The sequence below is a fragment of the Gilvimarinus sp. 1_MG-2023 genome (genome assembly GCF_030548285.1).
In genome coordinates this window covers 389,716-404,902 of record NZ_JAUOSC010000001.1, presented here as the reverse complement: position 1 = coordinate 404,902, position 15,187 = coordinate 389,716, and the positions used below count along the sequence as shown (strand labels likewise).

Annotated in this window: 15 protein-coding genes; 11 read left to right on the top strand and 4 right to left on the bottom strand. The window is 50.0% G+C overall.

All coding sequences use genetic code 11. The features are described from left to right. The 4 genes from Q4563_RS01720 to Q4563_RS01705 all read left to right on the top strand — a co-directional run bounded on the left by Q4563_RS01720 (position 1) and on the right by Q4563_RS01705 (position 2,674). Entirely contained in the window at positions 1–813 is an 813-nt protein-coding gene (locus Q4563_RS01720; protein WP_215977528.1) for a ParA family protein, read from the top strand. Beyond that, positions 813–1,673: a chemotaxis protein CheW gene (locus Q4563_RS01715; RefSeq protein ID WP_215977527.1), complete on the top strand. Its 861-nt coding sequence runs from the start codon at positions 813–815 to the stop codon at positions 1,671–1,673. The genes Q4563_RS01720 and Q4563_RS01715 overlap by 1 nt, the downstream gene beginning before the upstream one ends. A gap of 121 nt (positions 1,674–1,794) precedes the next feature. Next, positions 1,795–2,280 (top strand): chemotaxis protein CheW, encoded by a 486-nt coding sequence (locus Q4563_RS01710; RefSeq protein WP_215977526.1) that lies wholly within the window; start codon positions 1,795–1,797, stop codon positions 2,278–2,280. A 22-nt stretch (positions 2,281–2,302) separates the two neighbouring features. Then, the gene (locus tag Q4563_RS01705) at positions 2,303–2,674 is read left to right on the top strand and encodes a DUF2802 domain-containing protein (RefSeq protein WP_303603407.1); all 372 of its coding nucleotides are present in this window, start codon (positions 2,303–2,305) and stop codon (positions 2,672–2,674) included. A gap of 88 nt (positions 2,675–2,762) precedes the next feature. Here Q4563_RS01705 and Q4563_RS01700 read toward each other — a convergent pair whose 3' ends face one another. Genes Q4563_RS01700 through Q4563_RS01685 form a run of 4 tightly spaced genes read right to left on the bottom strand, consistent with a single transcriptional unit; the run spans position 2,763 to position 6,293 of the window. After that, the gene (locus Q4563_RS01700) at positions 2,763–3,530 is read right to left on the bottom strand and encodes a YciK family oxidoreductase (RefSeq protein ID WP_303603406.1); all 768 of its coding nucleotides are present in this window, start codon (positions 3,528–3,530) and stop codon (positions 2,763–2,765) included. Positions 3,531–3,536: 6 nt separating this feature from the next. Beyond that, on the bottom strand, positions 3,537–4,223 hold the full coding sequence (locus Q4563_RS01695; protein ID WP_303603405.1) for an HAD family hydrolase: 687 nt from the start codon (positions 4,221–4,223) through the stop codon (positions 3,537–3,539). Positions 4,224–4,240: 17 nt separating this feature from the next. After that, the gene (ubiG, locus tag Q4563_RS01690; RefSeq protein WP_303603541.1) at positions 4,241–4,999 is read right to left on the bottom strand and encodes a bifunctional 2-polyprenyl-6-hydroxyphenol methylase/3-demethylubiquinol 3-O-methyltransferase UbiG; all 759 of its coding nucleotides are present in this window, start codon (positions 4,997–4,999) and stop codon (positions 4,241–4,243) included. After that, positions 4,968–6,293 carry a TRZ/ATZ family hydrolase gene (locus Q4563_RS01685; RefSeq protein WP_303603404.1) on the bottom strand — a complete coding sequence of 442 codons (1,326 nt, stop codon included), beginning with the start codon at positions 6,291–6,293 and terminating at the stop codon, positions 4,968–4,970. Before Q4563_RS01685 ends, ubiG begins: the two co-directional genes overlap by 32 nt. A gap of 241 nt (positions 6,294–6,534) precedes the next feature. Between Q4563_RS01685 and gyrA the strand changes: the two genes are divergently transcribed. The 7 genes from gyrA to pyrF all read left to right on the top strand — a co-directional run bounded on the left by gyrA (position 6,535) and on the right by pyrF (position 15,162). Then, positions 6,535–9,171: a DNA gyrase subunit A gene (gene gyrA / locus Q4563_RS01680; protein WP_303603403.1), complete on the top strand. Its 2,637-nt coding sequence runs from the start codon at positions 6,535–6,537 to the stop codon at positions 9,169–9,171. Next, entirely contained in the window at positions 9,171–10,274 is a 1,104-nt protein-coding gene (pheA, locus tag Q4563_RS01675; RefSeq protein WP_215977519.1) for a prephenate dehydratase, read from the top strand. The genes gyrA and pheA overlap by 1 nt, the downstream gene beginning before the upstream one ends. 32 nt (positions 10,275–10,306) lie before the next feature. Next, the gene (locus Q4563_RS01670) at positions 10,307–11,203 is read left to right on the top strand and encodes a prephenate dehydrogenase/arogenate dehydrogenase family protein (protein ID WP_303603402.1); all 897 of its coding nucleotides are present in this window, start codon (positions 10,307–10,309) and stop codon (positions 11,201–11,203) included. Positions 11,204–11,385: 182 nt separating this feature from the next. Continuing rightward, complete coding sequence (gene cysD / locus Q4563_RS01665) at positions 11,386–12,297, top strand: sulfate adenylyltransferase subunit CysD (RefSeq protein ID WP_215977517.1); 912 nt, start codon at positions 11,386–11,388, stop codon at positions 12,295–12,297. 103 nt (positions 12,298–12,400) lie between these two features. Then, positions 12,401–13,822, top strand: coding sequence for a sulfate adenylyltransferase subunit CysN (gene cysN / locus Q4563_RS01660; protein ID WP_303603401.1), 1,422 nt, complete (start codon positions 12,401–12,403; stop codon positions 13,820–13,822). A gap of 152 nt (positions 13,823–13,974) precedes the next feature. Then, positions 13,975–14,250, top strand: a complete 276-nt coding sequence (locus Q4563_RS01655) for a ComEA family DNA-binding protein (RefSeq protein WP_303603400.1) — start codon at positions 13,975–13,977, stop codon at positions 14,248–14,250. Positions 14,251–14,454: 204 nt separating this feature from the next. After that, positions 14,455–15,162 carry an orotidine-5'-phosphate decarboxylase gene (pyrF, locus tag Q4563_RS01650; protein WP_303603399.1) on the top strand — a complete coding sequence of 236 codons (708 nt, stop codon included), beginning with the start codon at positions 14,455–14,457 and terminating at the stop codon, positions 15,160–15,162. Positions 15,163–15,187: the final 25 nt, after the last annotated feature.

Sequence of the window (15,187 nt, the reverse complement as noted above, 5' to 3'; positions counted from 1 at the left end):
TTGATCGTTTGGACGGTGGCAAATCAAAAAGGTGGTGTAGGTAAAACGACCACCAGCGCAGCACTAGCCGGCCTTGCCGCCGAGCAAGGCCGTCGCGTATTGCTGATTGATTTGGACCCGCATGGCTCTTTGACCAGCTACTTTGGTCAAAACCCGGATACCGTAAAGCTCAGTGCCTTTACGCTCTTTGCCGAACGAGGCAAGTTAAGTCGGGACTTTGTAAAGTCGGTCATTATCAATAGTGGCCATCAGAAACTTGATTTAATCCCATCGGCTACCGCCTTGGCGACATTGGAGCGCCGCGCTGTGGGGCAGGGTGCTTTGGGGTTAGTTATAGGTGAGGTATTATCCGCGGTCAGTGACGATTACGACTTGGCCATTATTGATACCCCTCCTTTGCTAGGCGTACTGATGATCAATGCGCTGGCAGCTTGTCATGAGTTGATTATTCCGGTGCAAACAGAATACCTCGCTCTGAAAGGGCTTGAGCGAATGGTCAACACGCTGAATATGATGGCAAAATCCAATCAAAAACAAGTCAGCTACTGTATCGTACCGGCTATGTTCGATCGCCGAACACAAGCATCCGTCTCAACCTTGAGAACCATACGCCATGATTATCCTTTGCAGACTTGGCCGGGTAAGGTTCCAATTGATACTAAGTTTCGTGATGCCAGTAAGGCGGGGGTCCCACCGCATCTATTCGAGCCTCAAAGCCGAGGCGTTGAGGCCTACCGATCTTTATATAAATGGTTAGTCCGCAGCAAAAGCAATAAATCGGCTAATACTTCACAAAAAGTAGGGGTCGGCTGATGAGTGATAGCAAAACTGATGATGTACTCCAGGACTATCTCAGCGATTTGTTGGGCGTCGGGTCTGAATCAGAATCGTCAACTCGGTCTGCGGCGTCGCCTGCGATAGCTGCACCTCAATCCGAAGCCGTAAAACCGATGCCGCTTGCCGAAAAAGATGTTATGGCAATTAAGCGCGAGCAGCTGCAAAAATTACTGCAAAGCGCGCGTGTTCAAGTAGAGCAGGTGGCCGATGTAGACCTAAACGAGCCCGCCGCTGTGCCTGTGCAAGCACCGGTGGTGCCCGTCAGCCAAGTTACGAGTAAAGAGTCGCCTTCAGTTGGTGAAACTCTAGAGGCAATAGAGGATGCTGTTGCCTTAAATGTGCTAGATGAACAGCTCGAATGGCTTGATAATGGCCGTCCTCGCTGGGCACAAAACACCTTTGAGGTGTTGTTATTTAAAGTAAGCGGTTTGACCTTAGCGGTGCCCTTAATCTCTTTGGGGCAAATTCAGCCTTTGACCGATGAATTAACGCCTTTATTTGGGCAAGCTGATTGGTTTATGGGACTTCAACCCACCGCATCTGGCAAGGTACGTACCGTCAATACAGCAAAATTTGTGATGCCAGAGCGATATGATCCCGCCTTTGAGCAAACGGCTAAATACGTGATCTCTATCAATGGTGTGCCTTGGGGTTTGGCTGTCGATAATGTCGAGCAGCCCATTACCTTAAGCCCGGAAGATGTAAAATGGCGTGGTACTCGTACCCAGCGACCCTGGCTGGCAGGCACTGTTAAAGCCCATATGTGTGCTCTGCTGGATATACCTATGGTCGGTAAATTGTTAACTGACTCGGATAAAAATGCCCGGCTCGCTTGAGGTTAGTCCAAGCTAGTGTTGTTGGCGCATTTTGTGCGGTAAGCTATAGTAATGAATAGTGTTATGCTATTTGGTGTAGAGATTATTAAGGGCTAAGTGCCCAGCGAGCGAGGAAATGTGCATGGCTAGCAATGCCAATCAAAATCATAATGCCGACGATCCGGTGTTGCAATGGGTGACATTTCGGCTGGATGGTGAAACCTACGGCATCAATGTAATGCAGGTCCAAGAGGTGCTGCGCTACACAGAGATAGCACCAGTACCGGGTGCGCCGGCCTACGTATTAGGGATTATTAATTTACGGGGTAATGTCGTAACCGTTATTGATACTCGCCATCGATTCGCTCTCCCTACCGGTGAGGTGACCGATAATACACGTATTGTGATTATCGAGGCCGACAATCACGTTATTGGTATTTTGGTGGATAGCGTGGCCGAGGTTGTCTATCTGCGTCAATCTGAAATCGAAATGGCACCTAATGTCGGCAATGAGGAAAGTGCTAAATTTATCCAAGGCGTGTGCCACAAGAATGATGAATTGCTTATTTTGATTGAACTCAACAAGCTGCTTTCCGACCACGAGTGGGCAGAGTTAGAAGATATTTAAGCGAGCCAATGAGCTTTTCTATATGACTGAGAGCCCGTTACTTTTATGGTTATTAGCCGCAGCGCTTCTTGCGACTGTGGCTTGTGGCGTTTGGTGTATGTTGCTCAGCAACCGAATTGGCCGAATCCAATCTCAGCTAAACAGTACCGCGAAAGATTTGACCACCCTAAAATCCGGCGCAATTGGTATGGGGCAGCGTATTCTGGCTATGGAGTCTAGTTCAAGCGTTCGCGGCACTGACGCGGATGATATTCCCGCCAGTGTACGACCATACTCGGAGGCGACTCACCTGTTGGAAATGGGTGTGTCGCGTGAAGAGGTGGCTAGCCGCTGCGGCCTCTCCCGCGCCGAATCTTCCCTGTTGGATGCTTTGCGCAAAAAACCTACCGCTTAATTGTTTTTTCTAAATTATTATTAGTTGTTTTAACAAAACTTTCTTTCTGCAATAGCCCACCTGCGCGCACTCAATTCCACGCTTTATGTTATTGAGCGTTAAACAACTGACCATTTATGGCAATAGACTTCTTGTCCATCAAATAAAGATAGAGCGGCATAATTTGCTCGGGAGTTTTAATGGTTTGCGGGTCTTCGGCCGGATAAGCGGATGCACGCATGGCAGTGCGGGTGGCCCCGGGGTTGATGCTGTTGCTACGCACACTGGTGCCGTCGAGCTCATCGGCCAATGTTTGCATTAAGTTTTCTTGCGCCGCTTTACTGGCCGCGTAAGCGCCCCAATAGGCGCGCCCTTGGCGCGCCACCGACGAGCCGGTGAAAATCACACTGGCGTGGCCAGTAGGGGAGCTATGCAATAATGGCAGCAAGGCTTTCGTTAGCATAAAGGGTGCATTGGCGTTTACCTGCATTATGCGAGCCCAGGTGTCATTGGCATAATCACTGATGGGCATGCGATCGCCCAGCTCTGAGGCGTTGTGTAAGATTCCGCTTAAACCACCGAATTCGCTTTGTAAGGCATTACAGAGATCGGTGTATTCTTTTTCTGTGGCGCCTTCAAAATTCATCGGATATATGGCGGGTTGCGGACCGCCCGCATTTTCAATGTCGTCGTAAACGGCTTCTAGTTTTGCCAGGGTTCGCCCCAGTAGAATAACGGTGGCGCCGTGGCTGGCGTAAGTTAATGCCGCTACACGACCAATCCCATCGCCGGCCCCAGTGACGAGGATGATGTCATTGGTCAGTGCTTGGGAGGCCGGAATGTAATCAATTGGCAGAGTGTTAATGGTTTCGCTCATGGATAGTTATCGGTCTCTTGATTGCATCAATAAATGATGGACTAAATCGGGTAGCTGTTCCGAATGTTGGACTAAAAAATCGGCCAACCATGATTCGGCAGGGTCGTTTGCATCAATATAGCCATAACCACAGGCAATGGTGGTCGCCCCGGCATCGTTACCACATTCAATATCACGTCTGTGATCTCCCAGATAGAGAATGTTTTGACAGTCGACCTTTAGATGCTTGGCGGCCAGAATCAATGATTCAGGATGAGGTTTTCGATTGACAACATCATCTGGGCAAACCACAAAATTCGGCGGCGTCGGGAAGTTAATTTTTTTCAATAAAGCTTCGGTATAAAGTCGGGGCTTGTTGGTGGCAATGCCCCAAGGCACTCCTTTATTTTTTAAGTCTTGTAAAAGGGTTTCAATGCCTGGAAAAAAACGGGTTTCCTTGCCGATACCATGTAAATAGTGATCGAGAAGTTGCTGGCGCAATGGGGCAAAGGTTTTATCTTCAGTCGTGCAATCAAAACCAAGGGTGACCAGTGCCGCAGCCCCGTTAGATACTTGTTCGCGTATAACGTTAAACGGTAAGCCTTCTTTATTGTAATCGCGGCGCAATTGATTTAATGCCATAACAAAGTCGGGCGCTGTGTCGAGCAAGGTGCCGTCGAGATCAAACATTACCGCAGTAAGAGGTGAGGACATTAACGTTGATTCCGTTCTCATAAGTTAGGTTTTTGGGCGTGTAATATATAATTCACGCTGACATCGTCGGCAGAAATGCTAAAGCTTTGCATAATGGGATTGTAGGTGATGCCGGCTAACTGCTGAGTTTGTAACCCTGCACGTCGAACCATAGCGCCCAACTCACTCGGTTTAATAAATTTTTGATAATCATGCGTTCCCTTGGGTAATAAGCCCAATACATACTCGGCACCCACAACCGCCATGGCCCAAGATTTTGGATTGCGATTTAATGTCGAGAAATAGCCATGTCCGCCGGGTTTTAATAATTGGTTGCAGGCCTGAACAATAGAAGCGGGCTCGGGGACATGTTCGAGCATCTCCAGGCAGGTGACAATATCAAATTCACCGGCATGTTGCTGGGCAAAAGCTTCGGCGCTGATTTTTTTATAGAGGATATTTAAAGACTGCTGATCGGCGTGGGTTTTAGCGACCTGTAGAGGTGCTTCGCCTAAGTCAATGCCGGTAACCTTGGCGCCTCTTTGGGCCAAAGCCTCGCACAAAATCCCGCCACCACAGCCTACGTCTAGCACTTTTAATCCGGCCACCGGTGAGCGCTCATCAATAAAGTTGGCTCTGATAGGGTTCATTTGATGCAAAGGTTTAAATTCACCGTTCTGATCCCACCAGTGCTCGGCAATTTGCTCGAATTTCTCCAGTTCATGCGGATCGACGTTGTCGGTGTTTTTTGGCTCGTTCATGGAGTTACTCACGGTTAATTTTCTTGGACCAAGCATTCGTTTTGTCTGCAATGTCACGCTCATTTAAGGTTTGCAAGTGCGATGACAGCATTAATGCTCTGCCGGCCACCCAGCTATGGCTAACCGAAAGAGAGCGATTGTTGTATGCGAGGGTAGAGGCGATATCGTAAATAGGCCGACAACCGATATGTTTAGTTTCCAAGGCGATTATATCCGCGGCCTTGCCGACCTCTAGGCTACCAATCTCGCCCTCAAGTCCCATAGCTTTGGCGCCATTAATGGTTGCCATGGCCAGTATTTCATGGGCGCTGGGTTGTGCCGGGTTGCCTGCGACGGCTTTGGCAAGCAGGCCCGCCGTTTCAAGTTCGCCTAGCATATTGAGGTCATTGTTGCTGGCGGCGCCGTCGGTCCCCAAGGCAACATTGGTGTTGTTATCGATGAGTTGACCCACTGGGCAAAAACCGCTGGCGAGTTTAAGGTTGGATTCGGGGCAGTGAATCACATGGGCACCACTTTGGGTGAGCAGTGCTAAATCCGTGCTGTCAATTTGCGTCATGTGAACGCACTGAGTCTGTGGTGTGAGTAAACCCAGTTGGTGGATGCGCTCGATAGGCCGCATGCCGTATTTTGCAATCGAATCTTCAACTTCCTGAGCGGTTTCATGCAGGTGTATCTGAATGGGGGCCTGCATTTCTTCGGCTAACACGGCAATACGCTGTAGGTGTTCATCCGATACAGTATAAGGAGCGTGTGGGCCAAAGCCGATGCGAATAAGGTCATCGGCCCGGTACTCGTCGTGCAACTCTAGCCCTTTGGCAATGTACTCATCTGGCCCTTCCCCCCAATTGGTGGGGAAATCTAATACCGGAAAGGTGATTTGACTGCGCATATGAGCGCGGCGGGCTACCTTTGCCACCTGCTCGGGAAAGAAGTACATGTCAGCAAAGCAGGTGGTACCTGAGCGAATCATTTCAGCAATGGCCAGTTCGGTGCCGTCGCGGACAAAATCCCCGTCAACATGGGCCTTTTCTGCGGGCCAAATGTGCTGATTGAGCCATGTGTCGAGCGGGTAGTCGTCGGCAAAGCCACGCAGTAGTGACATGGCGGCATGTCCGTGGCAATTCACCAATCCAGGCATCACGACGTGCTGGTCAAGATTAACACTTTGTTCTGGGGTAAATTGCTTGTCGGCTTCTTCCCAGGGAAGGATTGCGACAATTCGTCCTCCGGATACCGCGATGGCACAATCTTGATAAACGCGTTCGGCGGGTAGAATGGGGATTATCCAGCGGGCTTTGATTAATAATTGCACAGCTTTGCGCGCGGGCATTGTCTTGTCCTTGTATGGAGCACCTTACTTGAACAAAGTGCATCGAATTTCACGGCTAAATTATACCTTACTGACAGCAGGGTGTGGGTGTTGTTACTCACCTATGCGTCTGATTTTATGGTAATATTGCCAGCTCTTTGCCCTCTGTGAAGAGGGTGGGCCCGGAGCCGGTGCAGGGCTTGCTCAACTCAGTCCTGTACGACCGAAGCACCGCTTAAGACAATAAGGAACGCGTTATTCCATGGGCGATTTAGCGAAAGAAGTACTTCCCGTTAATATTGAAGATGAGCTTAAGCAGTCGTATCTCGACTATGCTATGAGTGTCATTGTAGGCCGGGCCTTGCCGGATGTGCGAGATGGCTTAAAACCCGTGCACAGGCGGGTGTTGTTCGCCATGAGCGAACTTAAAAACGACTGGAATAAATCCTACTTAAAGTCGGCCCGTGTTGTCGGGGATGTGATCGGTAAATACCATCCGCACGGTGATTCAGCAGTGTATGACACCGTTGTGCGTATGGCGCAACCGTTCTCATTGCGCTACATGCTGGTAGACGGGCAGGGTAACTTCGGCTCAATCGATGGCGATAGCGCCGCTGCCATGCGTTATACCGAAGTGCGTATGCAGAAAATTGCGCACGAATTGCTGGCCGATCTCGACAAAGAAACCGTCGATTATGTCCCTAACTACGATGGCAGCGAACAAATTCCCGATGTACTGCCCACCCGGGTCCCCAATCTCCTGGTTAACGGCTCATCCGGTATTGCGGTCGGTATGGCCACCAATATCCCACCGCATAACTTAACCGAAGTGGTTAAGGGTTGCCTGGCCTTAATCGATAACGAAGACATCACCATCGATGAGTTGATGGAGTATATTCCAGGCCCCGACTTTCCTACCGGCGCTATTATCAATGGCCGCGCTGGTATCGTACAGGCTTACCGCACTGGCCGCGGACGCATCTATGTACGCGCTAAGGCCGATATCGAGGTCAACGATAAAACCGGCCGCGAAACTATTATCGTTACTGAGATTCCATATCAGCTAAACAAGGCTCGACTGATTGAAAGAATCGCCGAGCTCGTTAAAGACAAAAAAATAGAAGGTATCAGTGAGCTTCGTGACGAGTCCGACAAGGATGGCTTGCGGGTGGTCATTGAGGTCAAGCGCAACGAATCGGCTGAGGTTCTTCTCAACAACCTGTACTCCCAAACACAACTGCAAAATGTCTTTGGCATAAACATTGTGGCGCTGGTGGATGGTCAGCCTAAAGTACTCAACCTCAAAGAACTACTGGAAGCTTTTGTGCGCCACCGCCGCGAAGTGGTGACACGACGCACTGTCTATTTGTTACGCAAAGCTCGCGAGCGCGGCCATATTCTTGAGGGTCTGGCTGTCGCGATTGCCAACATCGACCCTGTTATCGAACTCATTAAGAGTTCGCCATCGCCTGCTGAGGCAAAAGAAGCGTTAATTTCTCGTGGCTGGGATGCCTCGGAAATGGGACAGTTCCTCGAGCGCGCTGGCGAAGATGCATGCCGGCCGGAGGACTTGCCCGATACCTTCGGTATGCGAGAAGGCAAGTATTTCTTATCGCCCGCTCAGGCACAGGCAATTCTAGAGTTGCGACTGCACCGCCTCACTGGCATGGAGCACGACAAGCTGCTCAGTGAATACAAAGAGAAAGTGGAGCAGATAGCCGAATATCTAGATATTTTGGCCAATTTTAGCCGCTTGATGACGGTTATTCGCGAAGAGTTAGAGCAAATTGTTGCCGATTACGGCGACGAGCGACGCACCGAAATTACCGCTTCCACACTCGACTTGACGATGGAAGATTTGATCAACGAAGAGCAGCGGGTGGTGACTATCTCCCACGGCGGATACGCCAAAAGCCAGCCATTGGCGGATTATCAGGCTCAGCGTCGCGGTGGTATGGGTAAATCTGCCACTGCCGTGAAAGATGAAGACTTTGTCGAGCATCTATTGATTGCCAGTACCCACGATACCGTTCTGTGTTTTACCAGTGCGGGTAAAGTGTATTGGTTAAAAGTCTATCAAATCCCGGTTGCCGGGCGTCAGTCTCGCGGCCGACCAGTAGTCAATCTGATGCCGCTGGAAGAGGGCGAACGGATTACCTCAATTCTGCCTGTGCGTGAATTCGATGCCGATCACTTTGTCTTTATGGCAACCGAAAAAGGCACGGTTAAAAAGACCTCTCTCGATCAATTCTCCCGTCCGCGCAGTGTTGGTTTGCGAGCCATTGACCTAGAGGAAGGTGACAACCTGGTGTACACCGCCATTACCGATGGCAGCAAAGACATTGTGTTGTTCGCCAGTAATGGTAAAGCAGCGCGCTTTAATGAAACGGCCGTACGATCCATGGGTCGCATCAGTCGCGGGGTGCGTGGTATCCGCTTAAGTGAAGAGCACTCGGTCATTGGAATGGTGGTGCCGGTTGAAGATGGCAAGGTGTTAACTGTCAGTGAAAACGGTTACGGCAAGCGTACTGAAGTGTCGGAATTCCCAGCCAAAGGTCGAGGCGGTCAGGGCGTTATTGCCATGGCTAGCAGCGAACGCAATGGCCCCTTAGTGGGCGCGGTACAACTGCTGGATGGCGAAGAGATTATGCTTATCTCTGATCAAGGCACTTTGGTGCGTACCCGAGCCGATGAGGTGTCTATTTTAAGTCGTAATACCCAAGGCGTTCGACTTATTAAGCTGCGCGACGGCGAGCACTTAAAAGGTGCTGCCCGAATCGAAGACACCGCTGATGAGCAAGATGTAGAGCAAGTCGAGGGCGCAGAAACAAGTGAGGAGCCTACGGCACCGGCCAGCGACGCTAGCAGTGATGAGAACAATGAAGGAAATGATGAGTAATGACCGATAGCGATACGCAACAAGCCGCGCTGCTAGAGCTGCGCGACAAAATTGACGATATTGATGCGCAAATTGGTTACTTGATATCCGAGCGAGCCCAGTGTGCCCAGCGAGTGGCCGAGGTTAAAACCGCATCCGGTTCAACCGATGCCGTGTTTTACCGGCCTGAGCGGGAGGCTCAAGTACTGCGCAAGGCCATGGCTCGCAACCAGGGCCCGCTAAAAGATGAAGAAATGGCGCGCTTGTTTCGGGAAATTATGTCGGCTTGCCTGGCGCTGGAGCAACCGGTCAAAGTGGCCTATTTAGGGCCTGAAGGGACCTTTACTCAGCAAGCCGCACTAAAGCACTTCGGCCAATCGGCGCTGGCCGTACCCTTTTCGGCGATCGATGAAGTGTTTCGCGAAGTTGAAGCTGGCGCCGTAAATTATGGCGTGGTGCCCGTGGAAAACTCCACCGAGGGGGTGGTTAGCCATACCTTGGATAATTTTATGAACTCAAACCTTCGTATTTGCGGAGAGGTTGAGCTCAGGGTGCATCATAATTTGGTTGTATCGGATGTCACCAATGTAGAGAGCATCTCTCGCATATACTCCCACGGTCAGTCCTTAGCGCAGTGTCGTAAATGGTTGGATTCACACTATCCTAATATTGAGCGAATTGCGGTTAGCAGCAACGCTGAGGCTGCTCGCCGACTTAAAGGTGAGTGGAATGCGGCAGCGATAGCACCACAAAAGGCTGCCGAGCTATACGATTTACGCATAATCGCCGAAAAAATTGAAGATCAGCCGGATAATAGCACCCGCTTTTTGATTATTGGCACCCAGGATGTTCCGGCCAGTGGCAAAGACAAAACCTCGCTGTTGGTGGCTATGCGTAATCAGCCAGGTGCCTTGCATCGGCTGCTTGAGCCCTTTCACAGAAACAACATTGACCTCACCAGAGTGGAAACTCGCCCGTCGCGCTCAGGAGTCTGGACTTACGTCTTTTTTGTCGATTTCACCGGCCACCAGGACGACCCGCTGATCAGCAGTACTTTAACCGAAGTGGCCACGCGAGTTGCCGACCTTAAAATTCTCGGTTCTTACCCTAAGGCTGTTCTTTAATAATGCTCGGAACTCAAACGGGTGCAAAGCCTTTGATTAATAAATTGGTAGTGGTTGGGTTGGGACTTATCGGTGGCAGTTTCAGCAAAGGCGCCGGTGTCAGGGGGCTGGCAAAAGAGCGCATTGGGGTTGTTCGCCGCGCTCAAACCGCCCAGCAAGCCATAGAGCTAGGAGTGATTGACCGAGCCTGTCTGAACTTGGATGAGATTATCGCTGAGCTCGGCGAGGGCGATATGGTGTTTATCGCCGTCCCTACGTTGTCGGTGGAGTCGGTACTGGAAAAACTTAAACCTTGTCTGGCTCGCGGTGTAACGGTCACCGATGGCGCCAGCGTTAAGGGCAGTGTCGCCGAGGCCGCTCGGCGTGTGTTTGGCGATATTCCCACAAATTTGGTGTTGGGCCATCCTATTGCCGGCTCAGAAAAAAGCGGCGTTTGCGCCGCTAATCCGGATTTATATCTTAATCATCGCGTGATACTCACACCGGTGGACTCTACCTCGGCCAGCTCAATGGAGTGTGTCACTCAGTTGTGGCAAGCACTGGGGGCCGAGGTAATTAATATGCCGATTGCTGAGCATGACCAGGTGCTCGGTGCGACCAGCCACTTACCCCACGCGATTGCCTATTCGTTGGTGGATACGCTGGCCCACGACCTCGACAATCCCAATATTTTCCGATATGCCGCCGGTGGGTTCCGTGATTTCACCCGTATTGCCTCCAGTGATCCGCGTATGTGGCACGATATTATGCGAGCCAATAAGGATGCGGTGACAGCCTCGCTAGAGTTGTTTATGGATAATCTACAGCGCTTAAAAACCGCGATTGAAACCGATGATGGCGACTACCTGCTTGCCACCTTCGCCCGTGCCAAGGAGGCCCGCGATCTCTACACACAGCTAGGGTCGACCAACAGCGGTGATGAGCCGTAATTTGGATGGGGCACGCATGCCACAGACCTGCAGGCTATAAGCATAGAATTATTTAATCGTTAACAAGGCGCTTATTTCCATGTACCTTGCCTCGATTAGAGTATTGGGCCAAGTTCCCCTATAATACGCGCCGCCAACTGAGTTGGCTTCCCACTAACCGAATGACTGAAAATGTGAGCGGAATGTCTGAGCAATACAATCTGACGCACCTAAAGCAGCTTGAAGCTGAAAGTATCCATATTATCCGCGAAGTGGCGGCCGAGTTTGATAACCCGGTTATGCTCTATTCGATTGGTAAAGACTCCGCGGTGATGATGCACCTCGCGATGAAGGCTTTCCACCCCGGCAAACCGCCTTTCCCATTAATGCATGTTGATACCACCTGGAAATTTCGCGAAATGATTGAGTTTCGCGACCAGCGTGTCAAAGACTTGGGTTGGGATCTCTTGGTACATGTTAACCAAGAAGGTGTTGATATGGGCGTAGGTCCGTTCACCCACGGTAGTGCTAAGCATACGGACATTATGAAAACCCAGTCCCTTAAGCAGGCGCTGGATAAATATAAATTTGATGCTGCCTTTGGTGGTGCCCGCCGCGACGAAGAGAAGTCACGCGCCAAAGAGCGCGTTTACTCGTTCCGCGACCGCAACCATCGCTGGGACCCCAAAAATCAACGTCCAGAGTTGTGGAATATCTATAACGGCCGGGTTGATAGTGGCGAAAGCATTCGCGTATTTCCTTTGTCGAACTGGACCGAGCTCGACATTTGGCAGTATATCCACCTGGAAGATATCCCATTGGTGCCATTGTACTTTGCCGATAAGCGCCCCGTGGTTGAACGCGATGGCACTTTGATTATGGTGGACGATGACAGAATGCCACTGGAACCCGGTGAAAAAGTGGAAGAGAAAATGGTCCGCTTCCGTACTCTGGGCTGCTACCCACTCACCGGTGCGGTTGAGTCAGAAGCCACAACCTTGCCCGAAATTATTCAGGAAATGTTGCTGACGACCACATCCGAGCGCCAGGGGCGCGTGATTGATCACGACAGCTCGGGCTCGATGGAAAAGAAAAAGCAGGAAGGGTACTTCTAGGGCCTCGGGCTTACTGCCCAGCGCTTTTCACATTACCTAGCAAGCATATTCATGACCCGCAGCGCTTACGTTGCGGGGGAACGAACCAAGTTGAGAAAGTAGAATGAGTCACCAGTCTGAACTTATCGAAACAGATATTGATGCTTACCTTAAGCAGCATGAACATAAAGAGCTGTTGCGGTTTCTAACCTGTGGCAGTGTGGATGACGGTAAAAGTACGTTAATCGGCCGCCTGCTGCACGATTCAAAAATGATCTACGAAGATCAATTGGATGCAGTTCGATCTGACACCACTCGCCACGGCACCACCGGTCAAGAGTTTGATTTGGCTCTGCTGGTTGATGGTTTGCAGGCCGAACGAGAGCAGGGCATCACCATCGATGTTGCCTATCGCTATTTCTCTACCGCAAAGCGTAAATTTATTATTGCCGATACGCCGGGGCACGAACAGTACACCCGCAATATGGCCACTGGTGCTTCAACCTGTGATTTGGCTGTAATTTTGATTGATGCCCGCTACGGTGTTGTTACCCAAACACGCCGCCACAGTTACATTGCTTCTTTGTTGGGAGTAAAACATGTGGTTGTCGCGGTCAACAAAATGGATCTTAAAGATTTTGATGAGAATGTATTTGACCAAATAAAGTCTGATTATTTGGAGTTCTCACAAAAGCTTGGCATGACTAATGTTCAGTTTGTGCCTATCTCGGCACTCGATGGCGATAACGTCGTCAATCGCTCCGAGCGCTCTGATTGGTATACCGGTCAGACCTTAATGGAAATTTTAGAAACTGTACCGGTCACGGCTGACAAAAATTTCGACGATTTCCGCTTCCCGGTTCAATATGTAAATCGACCCAATCTCGACTTTCGCGGTTTTTGTGGCACAGTCGAGTCGGGCATTGTAAAACCCGGAGACACGGTTCGCGCCTTGCCTTCCAATAAAACCAGCAAAGTAAAAGAGATTGTTACTTTCGATGGCAATTTAGAACAGGCGTTTGCCGGTCAAGCGGTGACCATTACCCTTGAAGATGAGATCGATGTCAGTCGGGGCGACACCTTGGTAAAAGCCGATGATCAGGTCGAAATGACCAGCGGCTTAAAAACCCATGTGGTGTGGATGAATGAGAAAGCATGCATCCCCAATGCCGACTATCTATTCAAATTTGCCAGCAAAGTTGTTAACGGTCGCTTTGCCTCGTTTGATTATCAAATTGATGTCAACACCCAAGAGCACACAGATACTGATCAGCTGAGTCTAAACGATATCGCGGTAGGGCGATTAAGTTTGGATCAGCCCGTTGTGGTCGATAACTATCAACGCAATCGCGCCACTGGTGCTTTTATCGTGATTGACCGATTGACCAATATTACGGTGGGTGCGGGTATGGTTATCGATACCCAGGCAGACGTTAGCTCATCCGCTGTGAGTGGACATAGTGAGTTTGAAATTGAACTCAATGCGCTGATACGCAAACACTTTCCACATTGGGAAGCTAAAAATCTGCAAGACCTATTGAAGTAAATACAGCTTTTGCACGACCTTCTGAAACCCTTGTAAGAGAAGTCTTACAAGGGTTTCAGTTTTTTCGGCATTGTAAAACCCTCTGCTAGATTCTAAGTTGAAAGGGCAGCAGCGACTGCTTAATTTTTCACTTACCTACAGGGAGGTTAGCGATGAAAAAGCTAATTAGACTTGTCACTTTAGTATGTGTTGTTCTAGCAATGCCTGGTTTCGCGGATGAAAATCAGAGCATGTCGATTATTAATGTCAATGAAGCCGGCCTAACGTCTTTGGTGCAGCTCAAAGGGATAGGCGAAAGCAAGGCAAAAGCGATTATTGCTTGGCGTGAAGAGCATGGGCCGTTTGAGACTGTCGATGAACTACTGTCCGTGAATGGCATCGGTGAATCCACATTAGAATCCATTCGAAAGCAGGTCAGTTTGGAGTGACATCAGATTGAGCGAATGCCAGTTGTAAAGGGCTCAATTCCACATAAATCGACTCCCCGCTGGTTACCCACTGGGGAGTTTTTCTATTACACTCAGATTACCTTGATTTTTGAGTAAATCACAACGGCGTGCAGAACTTGCTGCGCGCCTGATCGAAGTTTGTTTTAATACCCTCTACGATGATGGCAAATGAGAGGGGGATATATGCGTCAGCAACAAGGGCCACGGTTAGTGGTGGCCATGGATTACAATAATTCAGAAGATTGTTTAAAAATTGCGCACCAGCTCTCGCCTTTAGAGTGCCGATTAAAAGTGGGGAAAGAGCTTTTTACTGCTACCGGCCCCCAGCTTATCGAACAGTTAATGGCCTTGGGCTTTGACGTTTTTCTCGATTTAAAATTTCACGATATTCCAAATACAACTGCAAAGGCTGTAGCTTCCGCGGCTGAGCTTGGCGTGTGGATGGTCAACGTACACGCCACCGGTGGTATCAGAATGATGGAAGCTGCCCGTGAGGCGCTCGTCCCATATCAGTCTAAACCTCTACTGATTGGGGTGACTGTGCTAACAAGTATGAGTGATTTAGACTTGGCTCAAACTGGAGTGGGGCGCTCGCCTCGTGAGCAGGTACTGTACCTGGCTGATTTAGCCAAACAGTGTGAACTCGATGGTGTGGTTTGTTCGGCGCAAGAGGTAAGTGACCTCAAGCGTCAGTGTGGCGACGGTTTTTTAACCGTAACGCCAGGCATTCGACCTGCCAGCGCGGTTGCCGATGATCAGCGCCGTGTTATGACCCCGGCAGAAGCGGTAGCGGCGGGCAGTGATTATCTGGTGGTAGGGCGACCCGTCACTCAGGCGACCGATCCCAACCAAGCTTGTCGTCAAATCTTGTTAGATATGAGTCAAGCGTAAATATTCCATGAAAAATGTAAGGACT

Bases quoted from the DNA above. Each gene is read 5' to 3' on its own strand.
- Q4563_RS01715 (WP_215977527.1), top strand. From the start codon at position 813: ATGAGTGATAGCAAAACTGATGATGTACTCCAGGACTATCTCAGCGAT.
- Q4563_RS01710 (WP_215977526.1), top strand. From the start codon at position 1,795: ATGGCTAGCAATGCCAATCAAAATCATAATGCCGACGATCCGGTGTTG.
- Q4563_RS01705 (WP_303603407.1), top strand. From the start codon at position 2,303: ATGACTGAGAGCCCGTTACTTTTATGGTTATTAGCCGCAGCGCTTCTT.
- Q4563_RS01700 (WP_303603406.1), bottom strand. From the start codon at position 3,530: ATGAGCGAAACCATTAACACTCTGCCAATTGATTACATTCCGGCCTCC.
- Q4563_RS01695 (WP_303603405.1), bottom strand. From the start codon at position 4,223: ATGTCCTCACCTCTTACTGCGGTAATGTTTGATCTCGACGGCACCTTG.
- ubiG (WP_303603541.1), bottom strand. From the start codon at position 4,999: ATGCTTGGTCCAAGAAAATTAACCGTGAGTAACTCCATGAACGAGCCA.
- Q4563_RS01685 (WP_303603404.1), bottom strand. From the start codon at position 6,293: ATGCCCGCGCGCAAAGCTGTGCAATTATTAATCAAAGCCCGCTGGATA.
- gyrA (WP_303603403.1), top strand. From the start codon at position 6,535: ATGGGCGATTTAGCGAAAGAAGTACTTCCCGTTAATATTGAAGATGAG.
- pheA (WP_215977519.1), top strand. From the start codon at position 9,171: ATGACCGATAGCGATACGCAACAAGCCGCGCTGCTAGAGCTGCGCGAC.
- cysD (WP_215977517.1), top strand. From the start codon at position 11,386: ATGTCTGAGCAATACAATCTGACGCACCTAAAGCAGCTTGAAGCTGAA.
- cysN (WP_303603401.1), top strand. From the start codon at position 12,401: ATGAGTCACCAGTCTGAACTTATCGAAACAGATATTGATGCTTACCTT.
- Q4563_RS01655 (WP_303603400.1), top strand. From the start codon at position 13,975: ATGAAAAAGCTAATTAGACTTGTCACTTTAGTATGTGTTGTTCTAGCA.
- pyrF (WP_303603399.1), top strand. From the start codon at position 14,455: ATGCGTCAGCAACAAGGGCCACGGTTAGTGGTGGCCATGGATTACAAT.